The sequence below is a fragment of the Oxalobacteraceae bacterium OTU3CINTB1 genome (genome assembly GCA_024123955.1).
Classification (GTDB): Bacteria; Pseudomonadota; Gammaproteobacteria; order Burkholderiales; family Burkholderiaceae_D; genus Rugamonas.
The window spans coordinates 3580647-3604063 of record CP099652.1; the positions used below are offsets into that span (position 1 = coordinate 3580647).

The 23417-nt window shown below is 63.7% G+C and carries 16 protein-coding genes; 10 read left to right on the forward strand and 6 right to left on the reverse strand.

The genetic code is table 11. The features are described 5' to 3' along the window. Nucleotides 1–28: 28 nt before the first annotated feature. Nucleotides 29–1309, reverse strand: coding sequence for a DUF445 domain-containing protein (locus NHH73_15695; protein ID USX24073.1), 1281 nt, complete (start codon nt 1307–1309; stop codon nt 29–31). Here NHH73_15695 and NHH73_15700 point away from each other — a divergent pair. The 3 genes from NHH73_15700 to NHH73_15710 all read left to right on the forward strand — a co-directional run bounded on the left by NHH73_15700 (nt 1308) and on the right by NHH73_15710 (nt 5299). Then, nucleotides 1308–2021, forward strand: a complete 714-nt coding sequence (locus NHH73_15700) for a pentapeptide repeat-containing protein (protein ID USX24074.1) — start codon at nt 1308–1310, stop codon at nt 2019–2021. The two genes, NHH73_15695 and NHH73_15700, sit on opposite strands and share 2 nt — an antisense overlap. Before the next feature lie 460 nt (nt 2022–2481). Next, a complete protein-coding gene (locus NHH73_15705; GenBank protein USX24075.1) occupies nt 2482–3648 on the forward strand; it encodes a hypothetical protein in 1167 nt (388 codons plus the stop codon). Between the two features lie 169 nt (nt 3649–3817). Next, on the forward strand, nt 3818–5299 hold the full coding sequence (locus NHH73_15710) for a hypothetical protein (protein USX24076.1): 1482 nt from the start codon (nt 3818–3820) through the stop codon (nt 5297–5299). A gap of 72 nt (nt 5300–5371) precedes the next feature. Here the strand turns inward: NHH73_15710 and NHH73_15715 are convergent, their stop codons facing one another. Together NHH73_15715 and NHH73_15720 are read right to left on the reverse strand one after the other, a co-directional pair. Beyond that, nucleotides 5372–6727 carry an amino acid permease gene (locus tag NHH73_15715; GenBank protein ID USX24077.1) on the reverse strand — a complete coding sequence of 452 codons (1356 nt, stop codon included), beginning with the start codon at nt 6725–6727 and terminating at the stop codon, nt 5372–5374. 215 nt (nt 6728–6942) lie between these two features. Then, complete coding sequence (locus NHH73_15720) at nt 6943–8124, reverse strand: helix-turn-helix domain-containing protein (GenBank protein ID USX24078.1); 1182 nt, start codon at nt 8122–8124, stop codon at nt 6943–6945. Nucleotides 8125–8307: 183 nt separating this feature from the next. Here NHH73_15720 and NHH73_15725 point away from each other — a divergent pair, with 183 nt between their 5' ends. From NHH73_15725 to NHH73_15755, 7 genes are all read left to right on the forward strand, one after another. Beyond that, on the forward strand, nt 8308–9630 hold the full coding sequence (locus NHH73_15725) for an MFS transporter (protein USX24079.1): 1323 nt from the start codon (nt 8308–8310) through the stop codon (nt 9628–9630). A gap of 23 nt (nt 9631–9653) precedes the next feature. Continuing rightward, complete coding sequence (locus NHH73_15730) at nt 9654–10799, forward strand: glycerate kinase (protein USX24080.1); 1146 nt, start codon at nt 9654–9656, stop codon at nt 10797–10799. A gap of 43 nt (nt 10800–10842) precedes the next feature. Further along, a complete protein-coding gene (locus tag NHH73_15735) occupies nt 10843–13536 on the forward strand; it encodes a response regulator (protein USX24081.1) in 2694 nt (897 codons plus the stop codon). A 127-nt stretch (nt 13537–13663) separates the two neighbouring features. Then, the gene (locus NHH73_15740) at nt 13664–14176 is read left to right on the forward strand and encodes a sigma-70 family RNA polymerase sigma factor (protein USX24082.1); all 513 of its coding nucleotides are present in this window, start codon (nt 13664–13666) and stop codon (nt 14174–14176) included. Nucleotides 14177–14211: 35 nt separating this feature from the next. Continuing rightward, a complete protein-coding gene (locus NHH73_15745; protein ID USX24083.1) occupies nt 14212–15120 on the forward strand; it encodes a DUF4880 domain-containing protein in 909 nt (302 codons plus the stop codon). A gap of 114 nt (nt 15121–15234) precedes the next feature. After that, complete coding sequence (locus tag NHH73_15750; protein ID USX24084.1) at nt 15235–17829, forward strand: TonB-dependent receptor; 2595 nt, start codon at nt 15235–15237, stop codon at nt 17827–17829. Nucleotides 17830–17846: 17 nt separating this feature from the next. After that, nucleotides 17847–21242 carry a DUF6250 domain-containing protein gene (locus NHH73_15755; GenBank protein USX24085.1) on the forward strand — a complete coding sequence of 1132 codons (3396 nt, stop codon included), beginning with the start codon at nt 17847–17849 and terminating at the stop codon, nt 21240–21242. Between the two features lie 4 nt (nt 21243–21246). Here NHH73_15755 and NHH73_15760 read toward each other — a convergent pair whose 3' ends face one another. The 3 genes from NHH73_15760 to NHH73_15770 form a co-directional block, all read right to left on the reverse strand. Next, on the reverse strand, nt 21247–22056 hold the full coding sequence (locus tag NHH73_15760) for a hypothetical protein (protein USX24086.1): 810 nt from the start codon (nt 22054–22056) through the stop codon (nt 21247–21249). A 124-nt stretch (nt 22057–22180) separates the two neighbouring features. Then, the gene (locus tag NHH73_15765) at nt 22181–22675 is read right to left on the reverse strand and encodes a transposase (protein USX24087.1); all 495 of its coding nucleotides are present in this window, start codon (nt 22673–22675) and stop codon (nt 22181–22183) included. A gap of 227 nt (nt 22676–22902) precedes the next feature. Then, nucleotides 22903–23412 (reverse strand): tryptophan-rich sensory protein, encoded by a 510-nt coding sequence (locus tag NHH73_15770; protein ID USX24088.1) that lies wholly within the window; start codon nt 23410–23412, stop codon nt 22903–22905. Nucleotides 23413–23417 lie beyond the last annotated feature (5 nt).

Sequence of the window (23417 nt, forward strand, 5' to 3'; positions counted from 1 at the left end):
CTTTCCGTTGGCGTTTGACAATACCTGCTTAAAACATCGTCACAATGAAATGGATCACGACACCCACCAGCCCGCCGACCAAAGTGCCGTTGATGCGGATAAACTGCAAGTCGCGCCCGATCGACAGCTCGATCCGGTTGCTCATTTCTTCCTTGGTCCACGTTGCCAGTTGCGCCTCGATGAACAGGCCGACCTCACCGCGATACTTTTTCACCAGCTGCGCGCTGCCGGCTTCGATTGCGCGGTTCAGGCTGTCGCCCACCGCCGGATTGTCGGTCAGCAGCTTGCCGGCATTCTCGACCAGCCGCCGGGCGCTGGCGGGAATGCTTGGCGTCTCGCTGCGCAAGTCGTCCAGCAGCCGCGCGCGCAAGGTATCCCAGATGCCGTCGAACATGTGTTGCACCGTGTCGCTGGTCAGCGCCTGTTGTTGATAGCGGCCGATGGCCTCCTGCCAGGCCGGATCGCCCTTGAGCCGCAGCGCGCTGTTGGCGATCCACACGCCCAGCCGCTGGCGCACCTCGTGCGAGCGGTTGAGCCGCATCTCGGCCACTTTCTCGGTGGTCGAACGGATAATCCGGGGCATGGCCTTGCGCAACGCATACTTGAGTACCGAGCTTTCGGTGTTGACCGCGCTCTGCACCATCGCCTCGATGGTCGGGTGGTTGGCCGGATCGGACAGATAGACGGCGAATTGGTCGAGCGCCGCGTCCACCAGCTGCTGCGGCTGGTCCTCGGCGACCAGCGCCTCGACACAGTCGCCCGCCAGCCCGGACAGGTCGATGCGCGCGAGTTCGCGCGTTGCCACGTCGCGCAGCATGCGGCGGATCTTGTCGTGGTCGGCCATCTGCAGCAGCTTTTCCAGCGCCGGCCCGACCCAGGCGCTCAGCTGCGCGGCGTTGGTCTGCATGTAACGGCCGGCGCGGCCGGCGATATCGACCTGGCGGATGCGCCGGCCGATGCCTTCCTCGGTGATGAAGTGGTTTTCGACAAAGTTGCCCAGACTTTTGCCGATGCTGTCCTTGCTGTTGGGGATGATCGCGGTGTGCCACAGCGGAATGCCGAGCGGGTGGCGGAACAGCGCGGTGACGGCGAACCAATCGGCGATGGCGCCCACCATGGCCGCCTCGGAGAACGCCTCCAGATAACCCCAGGCCGGATGGCTGCCGTGTTGCGAGCGCGCCAGCGCGAACAGCAGGGCGGCGAGCACCAGCAAACCCAGCGCGACCGCTTGCATGGTGCGCAGCCGGGCGCGCTTGATAGCGTCCTCGGTGTCGTCCAGCTGGCGGATGATGTCGATATCACGTTTCATGCGTTCGCTTCTGATAAAATTCTGCCTGATGATACATGACAACTCTACGATTTCCGGCGTCACGCTCGACAGGGCGGAACTTGAACACCACCTGTCGCAAGCGGTGCGCCGCTTCGACGGTTGCACCTTCGACGACGCCGACCTGTCGCGGCTCGATTTGCAGGGGTGCACCTTCGAACGCTGCACCTTCCTTGGCTCGATATTATTCGCTAGCAAGATGGCCCGCACCAGCTGGCTGCGCTGCCGTGCCGGTGGCGCCGATTTCGAATCGGCCGACGCCGTCGACGCGCGCTTCGAAGGCTGCGACCTGAACAATACCAAGTGGCGGCGCGCCAAGCTGGCATCGGCATCGTATCGTGGCTGCAAGCTGACCGGCGCTTCGTTCGAGGAGGTGTCGCATCTGGGCATCCATTTCGAGGAGAGCCTGCTGGTCGGCACCGACATGCGCGGCTTTTCGTTCCGCAAGGCGACCCTGAAGGAACTGGATCTGTCCGACGCTTATCTGGCCGGCTGCGATTTCCGCGACGCCGTCTTCGAAGGAGGCAGTTTGCGCAACGCGGTGCTGAAGTTGGCCAAGTTCCAGGGCGCGGACCTGCGCGGCACCGACATCGAGGGCGTGAAGCTGTCCGACGCCGGCATGTTCAAGGGCGCCGTCATCTCCCACGCGCAAGCGGCAAGCTTCCTTCGCGAGTTGGGATTCATCGTCAGCTAGTCGCCAGTCCCGTTCGCGGATTGCACCGTGCAAGCCTGAGTTCACGAAAAAACAACTACTGAAAAACTTGACTTGTCATACCCCTTGCGATTGAGATATGATTTCTCTAGGGAAATCTTCGGCCTTAATCAAGACCTTCAGAGCCTCCCCAAGCGCCCCGACACCGCCGGGGCGTGACTATAAGCGCTTTATAATCAAGGGCTTATCACGGCGGCGCCAAACTCCTCCCGGGCGCAGTACTGCTGCACAGCAAATCGAGTTATTTCCGACAGACAGCCCAAGCTAGTCATACGATATCGGATGACCTTCTAAATAATCAAGCGCTTGATTATTTGAATCGCCGAGGTATCAGCCAGCACAGGCTGCTAATCTTAATTTTCATTTTGGCATCTTTGCGGATGCTGTGAATGACATAAGCGACCTTTTTAAAGGTCCGACACCGACCATTAAGGACACACCCATGGCACCGAAGTACTCACTGTTATGCGCCGCATTGGCGGCAATTTGCTCCACCGGCGCGTTGGCCGCAGACGCCACGCTCGACACGGCGCCGACCACCGGCTTTGCCGGCACCAATGGCGGCACCTTCGGCGGCGCGGCCGCGCCGTCGACCGCGATCTACAAGGTCAGCTCGGCGGCGCAACTGATGGCCGCGCTTAAAGCGCAGGGCGATAAACCGAAAATCATCAAGCTGTACGGCACCATCGATCCGACCGATGCCGACAACGGCGGCCCGTTTAAAAGCGTTGCCGATCAAAAGGCGCGCCTGGAGATCCAACTGGGCAGCAATACGACTTTGATCGGCGTGGGCGGCGATGCCAAGCTGGTCAACGCCAATCTGGTCGTCAACGGCAAGAAGAACGTCATCATCCGCAACCTGAACATCAATCTGCCGTGCGATCTGTTTCCGGTCTGGGACCCCAAGGATGGCCCCGTCGGCAACTGGAATTCGGAGTATGACGGGGTGACCATCCTGGCCTCGACCAACGTCTGGGTCGATCACAACGTGTTCACCGACGCGCCCAAGACCGATGACAAGTCGCCCGTCGAGAACGGCAAGATCAAGCAGTGCCACGACGGCGCGCTTGACGTCAAGAACGCGTCGGATTATGTGACCGTGTCGAACAATCGGTTTGAGCTGCATGAGAAGAACAACTTGGTCGGCTCGAGCGACGAGAGGACCACCGACGAGGGACACCTGACGGTGACCTTCAACAACAACCACTATCTGAACATCGGCGAGCGGGCGCCGCGCGTACGCTTCGGCAAGGTGCACATCTATAACAACTACTTCCAGGGCTCGCGCACCCACGCGATTTACCGGCACCAGTACAGCATCGGCGTTGCCTACAAAGCCAAGATTATCTCGAGCAACAACGCGTTCGAGATCGCCGGCGCCAGCAGCTGCCCGGACATCGTCAAGAATCCCGGCTCGTCGAGCAAGCCGGGCGCGATCACCGACACCGGCTCGCTGCTGAACGGCAATCCGCTGAATGTGGCGGGTGCGTGTAGCGAGAGCAGCGCGGTCGGCTGGACCGTGCCGTACACCGCGCCGCAGCTTGCGGCATCGGCGGTGAAGGCATCCGTGCTGAGCAACGCGGGCACCGGCAAGCTGACCGTCGATTAACACCATTGAAGCAATCCACGCCCCGCTATGACAGGGGCGTTCCTTTTAGCCTGTCCCACAGGCTACCACGGTGGCGCCAAGATTTCTCCCCGGGCGCGGTTCTGTTGCAGTTGTCCATCCAAGTGGCCTGTTTGAAGGCCCGTAACTTACCCGTTAGGAGACAAAAATCATGGCACCAAAATATTCCGTAATGTGTGCGGCGCTGGCAGCGCTGTTTTCAACCAGCGCCTACGCCGCCGATTGGCCCACCGGCTTTTCGAAATGCGCCGATGAGGGCGGGACTTGCAAGGCGGGAACCACGAGCCGCCAGGTCTCGTTCGGCTTGAAGGATAAGTGGGTGATCAAAACCCTGTCCGGCAATGTGGCGTGCACCACGGCGACTTTCGGTTCTGATCCGAATGCGGGGGTGGCTGAAAAGTGTGCGGTTGGTCCGCTGTCGTCGACGCCCACCCCGACACCTACGCCAACCCCGACGCCAACCCCGACGCCGACCCCGACGCCAACTCCCACGCCGACGCCGACGCCTACGCCTACGCCTACGCCAACTCCGGGCGACGCCACCTATCAGTCGGCGCCTGCATCGGGCTGGGCCGGCACCAACGGCGGCACCACCGGCGGCGCGGCCGCGCCATCGACCGCGATCTACAAGGTCAGTTCCGCCTCGCAGCTGATGGCGGCGATCAAGGCCCAGGGCGACAATCCGAAGATCATCAAACTGTACGGCACCATCGATCCGACCTCGTCGGACAACGGCGGCCCGTACACCAGCAAGGACGACCAGGCCGCACGCCTGCAGATCAAGCTCGGCAGCAATACCACTTTGATCGGCGTGGGCAGCGATGCCAAGCTGGTCAACGCCAATCTGGTCGTCAACGGCAAGAAGAATGTCATCATCCGCAACTTGAACATCAGCCTGCCATGCGACAAATATCCGTTGTGGGATCCGAACGATGGCGCCAACGGCAACTGGAACTCGGAGTATGACGGCGTCACCATCCTGGCCTCGACCAATGTCTGGGTGGACCACAACGTCTTCACCGACGCACCCAAGACCGATGACCAGTTGCCGACGGAGAACGGCATGCTCAAGCAGTGCCACGACGGCGCGCTGGACGTCAAGAACGCCTCGGACTATGTGACGGTGTCGAACAACCGATTCGAGCTGCACGCCAAGAACAACCTGGTGGGTTCTTCCGACAGCCGGACCACGGACGATGGCCATTTGACGGTTACCTTCAACAACAACCACTACCTGAACATCAGCGACCGCGCGCCGCGTGTGCGTTTCGGTAAGGTTCACGTCTACAACAATTACTTCGAGGGTTCGCGCAGCCATCCGGTGTACAAGCATCAGTACAGCATCGGCGTGGCTTACCTGGCGAAGGTGATTTCGACCAACAATGCGTTCGAGATCGCCGGCGCCAGCAGCTGCCCGGACATCGTCAAGAATCCGGGCTCGTCGAGCAAGACCGGCGCGATTGTCGATACCGGTTCGCTGTTGAACGGCAGCGCGTTGAACGTGGCCGGTGCGTGCAGCTTCAGCAACGCTGTCGGTTGGACCGTGCCGTATTCGTATTCGCCGCTGGGGGCGTCGGCGGTGAAAGCGTCGGTGCTGAGTAACGCGGGGACGGGGAAATTGACCGTGAATTAAGGCAGGGGGAGTAAGCAAAAAAATCCGGCGCAACCTGATGGTCGCGCCGGATTTTTTTCAAGTCTGAGGCTTTCAGTTCATCGCCGAATGCTTGCGCGCGTAACCAAAATAAATCAGCAGGCCGATCGCCATCCAGATGATGAACGCGACCCAGGTATGCCAGCTCAGGTAAGTCATCAGCATGACGCAGAAAATCACTGCCAGCGCGGGGATCACCGGCACCCAAGGGCAACGGAAGGCGCGCTTCAGATCGGGGCGCTTCTTGCGCAGGATAACCACGGCGATCGCCACCAGGCTGAACGCGGCCAGGGTGCCGATGTTGATCAGCTCGGTCAGGATATTCAGCGGCACAACGGCCGCGATCAGGCCGAAGACGATACCCACCAGCCAGGTCGCGAAGAACGGGGTATGGAAACGTGGATGCACGGTCGACAGGCGCTTCGGCAGCAGGCCGTCGCGCGACATGGCGTAGATCACGCGGGTCTGTCCGTAAGCCATCACCAGAATCACCGTGGTCATGCCCAGAATGGCGCCGAGGTCGACGAAGGCGGCGACCCAGTTTTCGCCGGCGTACTTGAGCGCGAGGGTGACAGGGTGGTCGACGCCAAGGAATTGCTGGTAAGGCACGATGCCGGTCATGATCGCGGACACGACCACATACAGGATCGTGCACGCCGCCAGCGACCCGATGATGCCGATCGGCAGGTCGCGCTCGGGACGCTTGACTTCCTCGGCGGCCGAGGTCACCGCATCGAAACCGATGAAGGCGAAGAACACCAGCGCGGCCGCGCTCAGCATGCCGTTGTAGCCGTAGGGCATGAACGGCTGCCAGTTGGCCGGCTGCACATGGCGCGCGCCAACGACGATGAACAGCAGCACCACGCCGACCTTGATGGCGACCATGATGTTGTTCAGGCGGGCAGATTCGCGCACGCCCCAGCTCAGCATGGCCGTCAGGATCAGCATGATGATCAGCGCCGGCAGGTTGATCCAGGTGGTCACGCCGGGCAGGGCGCCGGGCGCCGCGGTGAGCACCGTGGGCAACTGCAGGCCGAAGCCGGAGATCAGCGACTGGAAGTAGCCGGACCAGCCGACCGAGACCGCCGACGTCGCCAGTCCGTATTCAAGCAGCAAGTCCCAGCCGATCATCCAGGCGGCCAGTTCGCCCAGGGTGGCGTAGGTATAGGTATAGATCGAGCCGGCGACCGGTACGGTGGAGGCGAATTCGGCGTAACACAGCGCGGCGAAGCCGCAGGCGACGGCGGCGACGATGAAGGACAAGGTCAGGGCGGGGCCGGCGGTGACGGCGCCGGTGCCGGTCAGCACGAAAATGCCGGTGCCGACGATGGCGCCGATGCCCATCAATATCAGGTCGAAAGGACCAAGCACCTTGGCCAAGCCGCCCGGTTTTCGCGCGTTGGCGATCATGTCATCCAGATTCTTCGTTCTAAAAAGGCTCAAAATTGGGCTCCATTTATTTTTGTGTTTGTCTGTATCTATGGTGTGGGGTTCTGCCCCTCGCGCCGGATCGCGGCGCCGCCAAATGATACAGGAACTTGGTATGAATTAATGGTTTGCTTTGTTGCAAGACTACGTATGAATGATCAGGTCGTGTACGAATGTCAGACTTGACCCCCGTCGGTTTATCGGTCTGTCAGCAGCGCGGAGACGTACAGCAGGAAGCGATCTTCGAGCTTGCCGAGGTCAAGTCCGGTAATCTCGCCGATGCGGCGCAGGCGGTAGTCGAGCGTGTTGCGGTGGATGTGCAGCGCTTCGGCCGTCGCGGCCGGGTGGCCGTCGTGCGTAAACCAGGCTTCGAGCGTGCGCTGGAGCAGCTCTTTGTTCTTGTCCTGCGCGCGCAGGCGGGCGATCGGGAGCTTCAGTTGCGCCGCTTGCCAACCGGAGCCGAGGCCGGACAGCAGTACCGGCAGCGCCTGCTCGTAGTAGCTGAAGCGGGTGCCGCGCGGCTGGCGCGCGCGGCCGATGCGGGCTGTCGTTCGCGCGCTTTGGTAGGAGATGGCGACGCCTTCTATGCCGGTCAGCGCGATGCCCATCGTCAGCGTGTGGGCGTCGCCGCCTTCCTCCTTCAGGATCGCAGAGAGCGATTGCAGCCGCTTTTGCGCCCGCGCCTGGGCGTCCTGGGGCGGGACGGACGCGTGGGTTTTGGCGTCGCTTGGCGCATTGTGGAAGTCGAGGATGACCATTTCATGTGAGCTGGCCGCCGCAGTCAGCGCCGTTGGCTGGCGCGTCAGCATGCGCATTTGCAGGCGCTGGATTTCGGTCAGGGCTTCGACGGTGCCGGCCGCCTTGTCGTCCACTTCCAACACGAAGACCCCATGAGTACGGCCGAAATCGACGCCCAGCCGCCGCGCCCACGCTTCCAGTCCGGCGTGGTCGGTGCCGTCATCGTTGATCAGTTTGAGCACGAACGCTTCACGATAGCGGCTGTCGCGCTGCAGTTCACCCGCCAACTGCGCCTGCTCGAGGATCATCTCGGCCGTGAGGCGCACCAGTTCGCCAAATTGACGCACGTCGTCGGGCGCGCCGCTCAGGCCGACCGCACCGCACAGCTGGCCGTTGACCGTCAGCGGGAGGTTGATGCCGGGCTGGGCGCCGTGCATGTTGCGCGCGCTGGCGCTGTCGATCTCCACCGCCAGCTTCTTTGCCAGCGCTAGCATTGCCCCCGTGTGCAGTTCGCCGATACGCGCCGGATTGCCGCTGGCGATGATGCTGCCGCTGACATCCATCACATTCACGTTGTAGGGGATGATTTTCATCGTGCGGGTGACGATGTCCTGCGCCAGCTGGGTGCTTAGTATGCTCATGGTAGTTTCTGCTGTAATAATTTCCCAAGGATGAGGGCGATTCTAACCTTTTAATGGGGAAATATTTGTGCGGTTGCCCAATAATTGCAGTTTCAGCCCGCCGATTCTCGTGCGTTTGGCCGATGTTTTTTATTGGGCGATTCCACATAATCAGCTCCACTATAAAAACTTAGGAGACCTGGAATGAGCAATCCGTCGATCGCCGCGCAAGCGCCTGCGGCGTCCGTCCTCGAGGGGGCGTACAAAAAGGCGACGTGGCACCTGATACCGTTTATCTTCGTCTGCTACTTCTTTAACTACCTCGACCGCGTCAACGTCGGCTTCGCCAAACTGGAAATGCTCGACGCGCTCAAGCTGAGTAACACCGTCTACGGCCTTGGCGCCGGCATCTTCTTCATCGGCTACGTGCTGAGCGGCGTGCCGAGCAACCTTATCCTTCACAAGCTGGGCGCGCGGCGCTGGATCGCGGTGATGATGGTGGCATGGGGCGCCTTGTCGGCGTGCATGCTGTTCGTGACGACGCCGCTGTCGTTCTACGTGCTGCGCTTCTTCACCGGCGTGGCCGAGGCCGGCTTCTTCCCGGGCATGGTGCTGTACTTTACGCATTGGTTCCCTTCTCAGAAACGCGGCCAGGTGATGGCGCTGTTCATGTCGGCGATTCCCATTTCCGGCCTGATCGGCGGCCCGCTGTCGGGCTGGATGCTGGCGCACTTTTCGGCCGGCCAAGGGGGCATGATGGGCTGGCAGTGGCTGTTCCTGCTGCAGGGCGTGCCGACGGTGCTGCTCGGCATTGGCGTGTATTTCTACCTGAACGATGGCATTTCGCAGGCCAAATGGCTCGACGCCGACGAGAAGCGCGCGATGCAGGACGCGCTGGCGGCCGATGAAAAGCAGCGCCAGTCCACCAGCACGGTCGGCCAGTCGTTCTCCGACGTGCTGCGCAACGGCAGCGTGTGGATGCTGGGCGTGATTTACTTCTGTATCCAGATGGGCGTCTATGCGATCAACTTCTGGCTGCCGTCGATCATCAAGTCCCTCGGCTACCAGAGCGCGGTCACGGTCGGCTGGTTGAGCGCCGTGCCTTATCTGTTCGCCGCCGTGTTCATGATCTGGGCCGGACGGTCGGCCGACCGCCACGGCGAGCGCCGTTGGCACGTCACCGCGCCGATGCTGATGGGCCTTGTCGGCCTGACCCTGGCGGCCAATTTCTCCAGCAATCCGGTGATCGTCATCGCTGGTTTGAGCATGGCGACCATGGGCGCGCTGGCGGCGTTGTCGATGTTCTGGGCGCTGCCGGCGGCCTTCCTCGGCAGCGCGGCGGCGGCCGGCGGCCTGGCCCTGATTAATTCGCTGGGCCAGATCGCAGGTTTCGTCAGCCCGTTCCTGGTCGGCTGGATCAAGGATGCGACCCAGAGCACCGACGTGGCGCTGTATATTCTGTCCAGCGTGATGCTGCTTGGTGCGATACTGGTGCTGCGTGTGCCGGCCAAGCTGGTTAATCGATGATGGGATCGAGAGTTGGAGTACCAATGAAAATCGTCATAGCGCCTGATTCGTATAAAGAGAGCCTGTCGGCGATGGCCGTCGCCAACGAGATCGAGGCCGGCTTCCGCGAGATTTTCCCCGATGCCGAGTACCTCAAGGTGCCGGTTGCCGATGGCGGCGAGGGCACCGTGCAGGCGATGATCGACGCCAGCGGCGGGCGCCTGGTGGAATTGCGCGTGCGCGGCCCGCTCGGCGAGCCGGTGCCGGCGTTCTACGGCATGATGGGCGATGGCGAGACGGCGGTGATCGAGATGGCCGCCGCCAGCGGCCTGGAACTGGTGCCGGTGGCGCTGCGCGATCCACTGCGCACCACCAGCTACGGCACGGGGGAATTGATACGCGATGCCCTCGATGCGGGCGCGCGGCGCTTCGTGCTGGGTGTCGGCGGCAGCGCCACCAACGACGGCGGCGCCGGCATGCTGCAGGCCCTGGGCGGTCGCCTGCTGGACGGCGCGGGCAAGGACCTGGCGGCAGGCGGCGGCGCGCTGGCGACGCTGGCCAGGATCGATCTGTCGGGACTCGACGCCCGCATCGCCGATTGCGCGTTCGATGTCGCTTGCGACGTCAGTAATCCGCTGGTCGGGCCGCAGGGCGCGTCGCACATCTTCGGGCCGCAAAAAGGCGCGACGCCGGAGATGATCGAACTGCTGGACGCCGGCTTGCGCCACTACGCCGACATCATCGCCCGCGATCTGGGACGGCCGGTGGCCGACGTGCCGGGCGCCGGCGCCGGTGGCGGCATCGGCGCGGCGATGCTGGTGTTCCTCGGCGGCCGGCTGCGCCCCGGCAGCGAGATCGTCACCGCCGCCGTGGGCCTGGACGCGGCCGTGGCGGACGCCGATCTGGTGGTCACCGGCGAGGGCCGCATCGACAGCCAGACCATCCACGGCAAAACGCCGGTCGGCGTGGCGCGGGTGGCGCAGCGCCACGGCAAACCGGTGATCGCCATCGCCGGCGGTCTGGCCCCCGGCGCGGCGGCGGTGCACGAGCACGGGATCGACGCGGTGTTCGGTGCGGTCAGCCGTCCATGCACGGTGGAGCAAGCGCTGGCCGACGCGGCACGCAACGTGCGCGTGTCGGCGCGCAACATCGCCGCCGTATTGCGCTTGGGGAGCAAGCTGGGGTTGTGATAAAGTTGTTCCCTGAGTAAGACACCGGTCGGGAAGGACTTTTATGGCGCAGGACCGAGGGAACCTGGCATACGTGGCCGCGTTGCCGACCATCAGATCGCAGATTTATAGTCTGGTGTGGGCCTGCGCATTGCCAGCCATCATAGGGTTCGCGCTGCTGACCGATAACTTTTACGAGCGTGAGCGCACGCAGATCCAGCAGGACACCCTGATCACCGCCCGCGCGCTGATCCAGGCGGTGGACCGGGACCTGAACACCGGCATCACCGTGGCGCTGGCGCTGGCCAACTCGCCCAGTCTCGATAGCGGCGACATCGCCGCGTTCTACAAACAGGCCTCCAACGTGCTGCGGCCTGAATTCCCCGGTTTTAATTTCGTCCTGAGCGACCGCGATTCGGTGCAGTTGATGAACACCGCGCGGCCCTACGGTCCGTTGTTGGCCGATCCGGGCAGCGCGGAGCGGATCGACAAGGTGTTCGAGACCGGCAAGCCGGTGATCTCCGACCTGTTCATCGGCGGCGCACTGAAACGGCCGCTGGTGGCGATCCACGTGCCGGTGCTGCGCGAAGGTAAAGTCCTCTACGTGATTTCGACCGCTTATCTTCCCGAGCGTCTCGGGCAGGTGCTCAAGGAGCAGCGGCTGCCGCCGGACCGTGTGATCGCCATCTTCGATTCGACCGGCGTGGTGGTCGCGCGCACGCACGAAGCGGCCAGGTTCGTCGGCCATAAGGGCTCGCCGTCGTTGCTGGCCAAGCTGCCTTACAAGCTGGAGGACGCGATCGAGGCGGTCACGCTTGAAGGCATACCCGTGTATTCGATGTTCAGCCGCTCGGTGACCAGCAATTGGACCGTCGTCATCGGCGTGCCGAGAAGCGTGGTGCTGTCCGAAATGCTGGCGTCGATCAAGTGGATCACCGCTTTCCTGCTGGTTTTGCTGGCTGCGGGCCTTGGCGTGGCGTGGTACTTCGCCCGCAACATCGCCCGTTCCGTCAGTGCCTTGTCGTCCGCCGTGGTCAGGCTGGCAGGCAAAGGCGGCATGCCGCCGCCGCCCCAGCGCCTCAGCTTCCGCGAAGCCGACGACGCGATCGTGACACTGCACACGGTCGAAGCGGAATTGCTGCGCTACCGCCACCACCTGGAAAACCTGATCGAGCAGCGCACGCTCCAGCTGCAGTTGGCGGTCAAACAGGCGCAGACCGCCAATGCGGCCAAGGACGTTTTCGTCGCCAATATGAGCCACGAATTGCGCACGCCGATGAACGCGGTGCTGGGCATGGCTCACCTGCTTGGCACCACCGGTCTGTCGCCGGAGCAGCGCCGCTACCTGGAAATGATACGGGCGTCCGGCCAGTCGCTGCTGGGCATCCTGAACGACATCCTCGATTTCTCCAAGATGCAGGCCGGGAAGGTGGAGATGCATCCGGTGCGCTTCCATCTGGACGAGGTGCTGCACGAGCTGGCGACCATCATGAGCGTGAGCGCCGGCGACAAGGATCTGGAATTGTGTATCGGTGTCGAACCGGATGTGCCGCGCGCGCTGGTCGGCGATGCGTTGCGCCTGCAGCAGGTGCTGGTCAACCTGGCCGGAAACGCGATCAAGTTCACGGAAAACGGGGAAGTGTCGGTGCGGGTCGAGCTGGCGGCGCGCCTGCCGTTGACGCTGGGTTTTGTCGTCCGCGATACCGGCATCGGCATGAGCGAGGAGCAGCTGGCCCGCTTGTTCTCGCCCTTCACGCAGGGCGACTTGTCGACCACGCGGCGTTTCGGCGGCACCGGCCTGGGACTGACCATTTCCAAGGGATTGATCGAAATGCTGGGTGGCGCTATCGAGGTGCGCAGTACGCCCGGCGCCGGCAGCGAGTTCCGCTTCACATTGCCGATGATGGCTGGCGACGAGACGACGATGCTGGCTGGCCGCTCGGCGCCCGCCGGCCTGCGCCTTCTGGTGGTGGATGATAACCAGACCAGCCGCTCGTTCATCTGCAAGACCATCGAGGCCTGGAACTGGGTGTGCGACAGCGTGGCGTCCGGGCCGGAGGCGCTTGAGCGTTTGCGCGGCGGCGCCGTCTACGACGTGGTGCTGGTCGACTGGCATATGCCCGGCATGGACGGCGTCGAAACGATCAAGGCGATCCAGTCGCAGACGGCCGATGCGAGCGTGCCGGTGGTTTGCATGGTCAACGCCTATGGGCGTGGAAAGCTGATGGAAGACCTGGCGGAGGTTTCCACCTCGGCCTATCTGACCAAGCCGGTGACATCTTCCAGCCTGTTCGATGCGGTGCAGACGGCGCTCGCGCAGCGCGAGCCAGGCGCCGTCGGCGAGGCGGAGGCGCCCGCATCACCGGGGCTGGCGGGCGTTCGCCTGTTGCTTGTCGAGGACAATCCGATCAATCAGAACGTCGCCAGAGGCATTCTTGAACAGGCCGGGGCGACGGTGGCCGTGGCGGAAAATGGCGCGGTGGCGGTGGAGCTGCTGCGCGGCGAGCGCTACGAGCTGGTGCTGATGGATGTGCAAATGCCGGTGATGGACGGCTTTACCGCGACCCGCCTGATACGTGAGGAGTTGCACCTGCAACTGCCGGTGATCGCCATGACGGCGGGGGTGATGGAGTCCGAGCGCGAGCAATGCATCGCCGCCGGCATGGACGACTTCATCGCCAAGCCTATCGATGTCGAGCAGATGTTCGCGACGATCCGGCGTCATTTGGCCATGCTGGAAGGCGGGCTGCCGCGATAACCAAAATGGACGCCGCGATCAGCTTTCGTGATCGGTTTTTCTCCCCGGCGTCACGCGACGGTTTCCGAATAAGCTAGATCGGAATTGTTCGTTTTATTACGCAAGCCGCCCGTTTATATTGGCGGCCATGAGTACCGTTTCCTTCGTTTCCGCCGCGCGCGACACCTTTCTGGGCAGTGAATTCCGTCGCAGCTACGGCTGGCTGACCGCCAGCATGCAGCGGCTGGTCGGCTCGCGCAACGATGCCGAGGACCTGGCGGCATCGGCCTTCACCGAACTGGCCGGACTCGATGATGTGAGCCATATCCGCCAACCGCGCGCGTTGTTGACGACCATCGCCCGGCGCCTGACCTACGAGTTCTGGCGCCGCCGCGATCTGGAGCGCGATTATCTGGCCGAGCTGGCGCTGGTCCCCGAGCAGTTCGATGCCTCGCCGGAGCAGGTGTGCCTGGCGGTCGACGAATTGCTGCGCATCGATGCGGCGCTGGAGCGCGTCAGCGCCAAGGCGCGCGAGGCGTTCATCCTCAGCCAGTTCGAGGAAATGGGATACGCGGAGATCGCGCAGCGTCTTGGCGTATCGGTCAGCATGGTCCGCAAATATGTCGCACAGGCCTTGACGGCTTGCTGCGAGTGCGTTTGATGGCTGCGCCAGCGTCTGCACTACAACAAGCAGTGATGTGGGAGGTGCGCCTGCGCGAAGGCGACGCCGATGATGCCGAACTGCGCGCATTCGAGCGCTGGCGCGGCGCCACGGCGGAGAATGCGCATGCCTGGGACGCGTTACAGGAGCGGCTGGCGCGGATGGGCGGTGACGGGGCGGGCGGGGCGCTAGGTTCTTCGGCGATGGCGCATGCGCTGCGGACGCCGTCCGCGGAAAGGCGGCGTGCCCTGCGCGGCGCCTTTGCGCTGCTGGCGCTGGGCGTCGGCGCCTGGGGAGTGCGCGAGGGCGCGCATGGACTGGGACTGGACGCCGACTGGCGCAGCGCCGTGGGCGAGCGGGGCGAGGGCGTTTTGGCGGACGGCACGCCGCTGGCCTACGATGCCGACAGCCGTATCTACCTTGCCGGCGGCGCCACCGCGCCCGTGCTGGATCTGCGACAGGGGCAGCTCTTGGTGAGGCCTTCAACTCCATCGGGAGGCACCGTTACTGTCGCCACCGCGCACGGCGCCGTCTTCTCCAGCGGCGCGATATTCAATGTGGGGCGGCTGCGGGAGCGCAGCGTGGTGTCTGTGGGCGCTGGCAGCGCGCTGCTCCGGCCCGTGGGAGGAACCGCCGTGCCGATCGAGGCCGGCCAGACTTTCTACTTCGATCACGATGGCGCCCGGGCCAGCGAGCTGTCGTTCGCCGCCGCCAGCGCCTGGACGCGCGGCGTCTTTGTCGCAGACCGCCTTCCGTTGGCGGAGCTGCTGGAGGTCTTCGGCCGCTATCGTACCGGGTTGCTGCGGGCCAGCGGCAAAGCCGCGATGCATCAGATCAGCGGCGTATTCCGTCTCGACGATATTGACGGCGCGCTGCGGCAGGTGGCCGCCGCGTTGCCTGTCAAGTTGACGCGTTATGGCCGCTATGTAGTTGTTTTCAGCTGACCGCTCGCTGCCAGAAAAATATTTTCGCAACGTGCTGACGCTTTTGGATTCTCGCTGCACATGTGTTGTGAAGCCCCTCGGTTGAGGTGCACAACCACTCTAGTGAGGCACGTTTTGAAGAATCCACACCACATGCTGGCGATGTTGGCCGCCACCCAGTTACTCGCCTTGCCGGCCGCGCTGGCGCAGGACGCGACACGCCAGCCGTATCAGCTGGCCGGGGCGCCGCTGGACAAAACCCTGTTGCGCATTGCCGCCGAAAGCGGTGTGGCGCTGGCGTACGACCCGAAGCTGGTTGAGACGGCGCGCTCGGCGCCCGTCAGCGGCAATTTCAGCGCCACCGAGGCGATCACCCGCGCTTTGGAGGGTACCGGCTTCGAGCTCGCCACCAGCGGCGGCGGGCGCGCGCTGACCATCCGCCGCGCTCCGGCTCCCGCAGCGCCGGCGCGTCCGGCCACGCCGATTCAGGCGCCGATCGTGCAGACCTCGTTGCGGCAGCCCGTTTCCGCCGCCGCCGCCGCCGTGGCGCCGGCAACCGAAGTGCTGGCGCGCGTGACGGTCAAAGGCGCCCGCCGCAACAGCGCCGATCAGGAGACCGACAACATCCAGCGCGCGCCGACATCGTCGTACCGTGTGACCGGCGACGAGGCCGAGCAGCAGAACCTGACGACGCTCGAGGATTTGCAGCAGCTGATTCCGGGCCTGGTGATACAGAGCACCGATCCGTCCGATACCCAGATTAGCATTCGTGGCGTCGGCGACGGCGGAGGGCAGGCGAGCGGCGACGCCAATATCGGCATGCCAAGCAGCGTGGCGATCTACGTCGACAACGTGTACCTTGCGCGCGCCGGCATGTTGGGGAATGGACTGGGCGATATCGCCTATGCCGAGGTGCTCAGCGGCGCGCAGGGCGCGGCCTTCGGCGCCAACGCCACCGGCGGCGTGTTGAATATCCATACGCGGGAGCCGTCGTTCACGCCGGAGGCATCGGCCACGGTGTCGATCGGGGAGAATGGTTACGCGCGCGGACGGGTGATGGTCTCCGGCCCTCTGGATGACAATTGGGCGGGTCGCTTGAATCTGGTCTACAGCAATAACGATGGCGCGGTCACCAATGTCCGCAACGGCAATCGCCTGAACGGAGCTTCCAGCACCGGCGCGCGCGGACAACTGTTATATAAGCAGGGCGACGCGTTCCGATTGCGGCTAAGCGCCGACTACAGCAATACCAACAGCAAGCCGACGCCGGTGCTGCTGGCCACCAATGTCTTCAGCGGCACCGACGGCTACTTGGCGAAGTCCAAGGCGATCGGGAACAACATCGTGTTCGGCCCGCAGGTCGATCTGGACGATGAAAACCGGGTACATGTGGTGCAGGGCGGCGCTTCCGCCGTCGCCGATTGGCAGCTCGAGAGCGGCTACAAGCTGCGCTCAGTGACATCGGTGCGCTACTTCCGCACAAATCCGGTAATGGCCGACGGCTTTAGCGTCAACATCTACAACAACACCGGCACCCAGGTGCGCGATCATACATGGTCACAGGAATTGCGCCTGGAATCGCCGGTCGGCGAGGACTACGACTATGCGGTCGGCCTGAATTATCTTGGCCAGAATCTGGACACGGTGGCGCATACCCGCTACGCCGCCGGTACGCTGGCCGGCGTGTATTACGCTTCGGCGTCGTACAACAACCTCGACGTGATCCGGTTCGGGAAACTGCGCGACCATATGCTGTCGCCTTACGCGCAAGGCACCTGGCACATCGCTTCGGGCTGGGATTTGAACGCTGGCCTGCGCTTCAATTACGAGGAGAAGAGTGGCCAGTTTGTGCGCCTCAATCGCGTGCCCTTCAATTCGGGCAACCTGAAGGAATACCATCAACTGCCATCGGGGACGCTGGTGCTGAAGTATCAATTGACGCCGGAGTGGAACAGCTATCTGGCTGGCTCCTATGGCGAAAAGTCCGGTGGCCTGAATGTCTCCGCCGGCGCCGCGCGACAGGCCGGCAACGATTCGCTGTACATCAAACCCGAGAAGACCAGAACCGCCGAATTGGGTGTGAAAGGCTCGCTGTGGGACGACAAGGTGACGGTGAAGGCAGACCTGTTCCTGACCGAGATCAGCGACTTCCAAACCCAAGGCTACAATCCCGACGACCAACAAACCTACTTGATGAACGCCGGGAGCTTCCGCTCGCGCGGCGCCGAAACCAGTATCCGTGCCGCGCTAACGCGCAATCTGCAGGTCGATTTCGCCGCCGTGTATAACGACGCCACCTACACGGACTATGACAATGCGCGCTGCGCGCCGGAGGTGACGTTGTCGCCGAAACCGCCGCCATCCTGCAACCTGACCGGCCAGCGCGTGTTCAATGCGCCGAAGGTGACGTGGAACGCCAGCGCGCGCTATAGCTGGCGCAGCGAAAATGGCCTGAACAACTTCGTCGGCGCGCGCTACGCCTATCGCGGCTGGATGTACGGCACGGTGGACAATTCTTCGCTCACCCGCGTGAGTAGTTATGGCCTGGCCTCGTTTTCGGCCGGCACCGGTGGTAAGCTCCAACGCGGCGACTGGAGCGCCTCGCTCTGGATCAACAACGCCTTCGACAAAACGTACTACCGCCGTCTCTCCAGCGGCGACTACGGCACGGTCTGGGGCTGGCTGGGCGAGTCGCGCACGATCGGCGCGACCCTGGCTTACAAATATTGAGTACGGAGCGGCGGCAAATGAGCGATACACTGGAACGGCGTCAATTTCTTAAACTGGCGTCCTTGCTGACGGGCGGCGTCGCCGTGCTGGCCGACGTCCTGCCCGCGCAGGCGTTCGCCGCGCACAGCGCGGATGCCGGCGCTCCCGTCCCGGCGCCGGCCGGCGAAACGGTCCTGCATTGGCTCGAAGGCGCGCCCGCCAGTTTCAGTGGCGCGACTTGGGGCGTTCCATGGCCGCAGGGGCGGGTGCCCGGGAATGCGGCGTTCGAGTTGCGTGGCGCCGCCGCTGGTGCCGGTGCCGGTGCCAGCAAAGGCGCCGTGAAGGCGGTGCAATCCTGGCCGCTGGCCTACTGGCCCGATGGCACGCTCAAATGGTCGGCGCACGCGCTGCCGCCCGAAGCCGGCGGCGGCAAGCCGGAAGCCGGCTACACGCTGCATCCGCTGATCGGCGCCGAAGCCTCCAGCGCCGGCCCGGCCGGCGCCACGCTGGCAAAGGAAGGTTCCGGCGGCATCGACATCGATACGGGCGTGCTGCAATGCGCGCTTCCCCGCTCGGGCGCGGTGCTGGTGACGGCGATGAAGCGGTCGGGAAAGCCGCTGCTGCGCGATGGCCGGCTGTTGCTGCTGGTGGACGATACGATCGACGACGAATCGGCGGGCGCCGGGCGCCGCTCCTACGATGGTGCGATCGACAAGGTGACGCTCGAGCAGAACGGACCGCTGCGCGCGGTGGTTCGTGTCGATGGCAGCCACCGGCACGCGGACGGCGCCAGGCTGCTGCCGTTCGTGGTTCGCCTGTACTTCTACAAGAACTCGGACACGGTTCGCCTGGTGCACACGCTGGTGTACGACGCCGATCCGGCCCAAGCGTATATCCGCGGCGTCGGGCTGCGCTTCGGCGTGCCGCTGTCCAGCCCTCTGCACGACCGCCACATCCGCTTCGTCGGCGATAACGGCGGCGTCTTCGGCGAGGCGGTGCGCGGCCTGACCGGCTTGCGCCGCGATGCCGGTCAAAGCGTCTACGATGCCCAATTGTCCGGCCGGGCGGTGCCGCTGAAGGAAATGTCGGCGGCGGTCACCAAGGGACTGCCTTACGTCCCGGCGTTCGGCCACTACACGCTGCTGCAATCGCATCCGGATGGCTTCTCGATCAGCAAGCGCACCAAGGCCGGCCAGGGCTGGATCCATGCCGCCACCGGCGCGCGCGCCAGTGGCACCGGCTATGTCGGCACGCCGGACGGCGGTGTCGCTTTCGGCGTGCGCAATTTCTGGCAAAGCTATCCCGGCCAGATCGATATCAGTGGCGCGGAAACCTCGCTCGCCACGGTCACCATGTGGCTGTGGGCGCCCAAGGCTTCGGCGATGGACCTGCGCTTCTACCATGACGGCATGGGCGAGGACACGTTCGAGAAGCAGCGCGCCGCGCTCGACATCACCTACGAGGACTACGAGCCGGAATTCGGCACGCCGTACGGCGTCGCCCGCACCAGCGAGCTGGAATGGCAACTGCTGCCGGCGACGCCTTCGGCCGATGAACTGGTGGCGATCAGCCGCCGTATCCAGTCGCCGCCCCAGTTGCTGGCGACGCCAGCGCGGCTGCATCAAGCCGGCGTGTTCAGCGAATACTGGAGTCCCGCGCCGGAACGGCCGTCGCCGGAGGCGGCCAAGCTGGAAAAGCAGCTGGCGTGGAGTTTCGACTTTTATCGCAACCAGGTCGAGTACCGCAAATGGTACGGCTTCTGGGATTACGGCGATGTGATGCACACGTATGACGAGCAGCGTCATGTCTGGCGCTATGACGTGGGCGGCTACGCGTGGGACAACTCGGAGTTGAGCACCGATATCTGGTTGTGGCACTACTTCCTGCACAGCGGCCGCGCCGACGTGTTCCGCATGGCCGAGGCGATGACGCGCCACACCGGCGAGGTCGATGTCCACCATATCGGTCCGTTCGCGCCGCTCGGTTCGCGCCACAGCGTTCAGCACTGGGGCGACAGCGCCAAGCAGTTGCGCATCTCGACCGCCGTCAACCGCCGCTTCATGTACTACCTGACCGCCGACGAACGCATCGGCGATCTGCTCACCGAGCAAGTCGACGCGGTGGAGCGCCTGCGCACCGTCATCCCGGGCCGGAAGATCGGCCAGGTGGCGCCGGCGGACGATCCGAAAAACTACGCGAGCGTTGCCTTTGGCACCGACTGGGGCGCGGTGGCGGCGGCCTGGTTCACCGAATGGGAACGCAGCGGCAAACCCAAGTACCGCGACAAGCTGTTGGCCAGCATGGCCAGTATCGCCGCGCAGCCGCTCGGGTTCCTGGCCGGCGGCGGCGTGATGGACCTGCGCACCGGCGCGTACGTCGTCGATCGCGAGAAAAAAATCAGTGTGTCGCATCTGAGCGCTGTCTTCGGGCTGCCGGAGATTTGCAGCGAATTGATACGCACCGTGCCGCAGCCGGGGTTCCGCGATGCGTGGCTGCGCTACTGCCGCTTGTATAACGCCAGCGAGAAGGAGCAGAAGGCGGAACTCGGCCAGGACCTCGGCAAGCTGAATCTGGGACAGGGCCACGCGCGCCTGCTGGCCTATGCGGCGGTGGAATGGCAGGACCGCGCGATGCTCAAACGCGCCTGGGCGCAGTTTTATGAGGGCCGGGCGGGCCTGGTGGAGAAGGACCTGGTATCGCGCCGCGTGAAGCCGCCCGTGGTGCTGACGGAAGTGGAGGAGGCGCCGAGGATTTCGACCAATTCGATCGCCCAGTGGGGCCTCGGCGCCTTGGGCATGATGGCGCTCGACGCGACCAGTGCCGTCGTCTGCAAGGATGACTTCCAGCGCTTCGATCCGCAGGCATGGGCGGTGGAGGCGGAGGCCGGCGACGCAGGCGAGGCCGCGCAGGCGGTATCGCGTGCGCTGGTGCTGGACGCGAGCCGTGGCCTGACGGTCTGGCTGCGCAAGCGGTTGATCGGTCACTATGAGATCAGCTTCACGCGGACCGTACTGGCCGAGGGAAAACCGAACGAGCGCTTGTCGGATTTGAACTTCTTCTGGGAGGCGCAACTGGCGGGGGGCGGCACTCCGAAGCCGTTCCGCCGTTCGGGCAAGCTGGAAGAATACGACAACGTGCCGATGTTCTATGCCGGCATCGGCGGCAACACGAATACGACATCGCGTTTCCGCTATTACGACGGCAGCGGCGAGCGCAAGCTGCTGCAGGAATACCTGGCGCCGGAGTATCTGCTCAAGTCGAATCACCCATACCGTATTCGCATCGTGGTCGATGCCAAGGGGACGCGTTTGTATGTCGACGATCGCGAGTTCTTCTCGGCGCCCGGGCCGCTGGCGGGCGGCGGCTACTTCGGCTTCCGCACCACGCAGTCGCGCCAGAAGATCGAGAACTTCGAGGTGCGGCGCGTGGGTTGACCGGTCACAGTACCAGGATGCCCTGGAGCGAGGAGATCTTGTGCGGATCGGACCAACTGCCAAGCAGTTTTCCGCCCGCGCTGAACTCCAGCAGCTGGCGACCTTTGTGGCCGTTTTCCGACCCGTGGCCCTGCCAGTTGGCGACCATGACGCGGCCGTCTTCCAGCACCTGGAACGTCGCGTAGAAGAATGGCGAGACTTCCCCGGGCATGAGATTGGCGCCGCCGAAGGTGGCGATCAGATTGCCGCGCCGGTCGAAGCGCGCCATGAAGGCGCCGTAGCCGGCCGAGACCAGCGTGGAGCCGTCGTCCATGCGCTCGGCCTTCCACGCGTGCTCGAAGCCCGGCGCGCGCATGGCGTTCAATGCGATCAGCGAGGTGTCGGTTTCCAGAATGTGGTCGTTCATGCAGAACAGGTAGGTGCCAAGGTCGGTGGTGCGCATCAGGCGCACGTAGTCGCCATCGCGGCGCACGCTGGATACCTGGCGGTACTCGCGGTCGAGGGTGAGCACGTTGATGCCGCCGGCGCCGGCGAGGTTTTGGCCGGTGACGAGGGTGGCGCCATTGACCATGCGGCGGGCGGAGGTGACGTTGTCCCAGCGGTCGCAGGCGGCCAGTACTTCGCCGGAGGAGATGGAGAGTTCGAAGAAGCCGCGTTCGAAGCCGATCAGGGCGCGGTTCGGGCCGATGCGCTGCATATCGCGGGCGGAGGGGAAGTCTTCCAGGCTGCGCGTCCAGCCGTAGCGGGGATTGGTGGTATCGATCAGCGACAGCTTCTGGAGGCCCTCGTCGATGGCCAGGAATTGGTGCTTCATTCGTCTCCTTCGTGGCTTTTTGCAGATCGTATCATGGCGGGGCGGACGATGGAGATGATAGCGGAGAATGAGCCCAACATTGTGGCCATGGATGCTGGCGCACCCCAGAGCCACGTAGGGCGGATTAGCCGAAGGCGTAATCCGCCAACTCACGCGCCCCACACCAATCCACCGGATAAACCCCGGCTGCGACATAACGGTGAAAACTCGACCAAGGCCAATCCTGGACCCGATTTACCAGGCTGTGTTTAAGGGGATTCCAATGAAGATAATCCAAATGAAGGCTTAAATCATGCTCATCGCGGATGGCATGCTCCCAATATCGCGCTTGCCAAAGGCGTTTTCCCTGACCTGCATACCGAGTCATATGCGTTTTGATCAAGCGCCAACGGATTGAAAAATCACTATCGCCTGCCGGCAAGCGCCATAGCGCGTGCATGTGATCTGGCAAGAGCACCATGCCGACAATCTCGAAAGGATGACGACATCGGACCTTCTGTATCGCGGTGCGTAGTAGTAGCCTTGCCTCCGGGTTGACGAAGATCGGCGCACGTCGCGCGGTGACGAGCGTAAAGAAGTAGGTGCCGCCTTCGATGTAGATCCGCTTGTAGTCGGGCATATGTCCTCCTTGGGGAAGCAGTCAGCCTATCCGTGCGCTTTGAGATGCTGTTGTGCGGGCGCAAACAGTTTTATCAAAGTCGATATTGATAATGTACGATATTTTCTTCCGGTATTTTGCGCGCGGGTTGGCGGCTCTTGGCGGATTACGCCTTCGGCTAATCCGCCCTACGTGTTTCCGTAGCGTTCGAAGTTTCAGGTATGAGACGGGCCGGCTTGCCGTGGGCGCTAGCCCAATACCGAGGGGTTGCGTTGCCAGATGCTGTAGCACAGTGCCGTGGCGTAGCTGACCCACAGGATATAGGGCACCAGCAACAGCCCGGCGATCCTGTCGCGGCGCCCGAACGCGCGGATCGTGGCGGCGATCAGTAGCCATAGCACAAGAATTTCCACGAACGCCCAAGCGCCCTGGCGCCAGGCGAAAAATAACCATGTCCACAAGGCGTTCAACGCCAGTTGAACCACATACAGCGTCATCTCCGTCCGCACGCCGCCTTGATCGTCGGTGCGCTGCACGCGCCAGGCGGCGATGCCCATTAACAGATACAGCACGCTCCACGCGGGACCGAACAGCCACGCCGGCGGCGCCCAGGAGGGCCGGTCCAGCTGCATGTAGAACGCGCCCGCCTGCGCCGATGCAAAGGCGCCGATGGCGGCGAAGGCGAACGTCAGCAGCAACCATCCGGCAAGCGCCGGCAGTCGCAGTGGTCTGGCGTGGGTTGGGGCGTTTGGCGTCATGACTC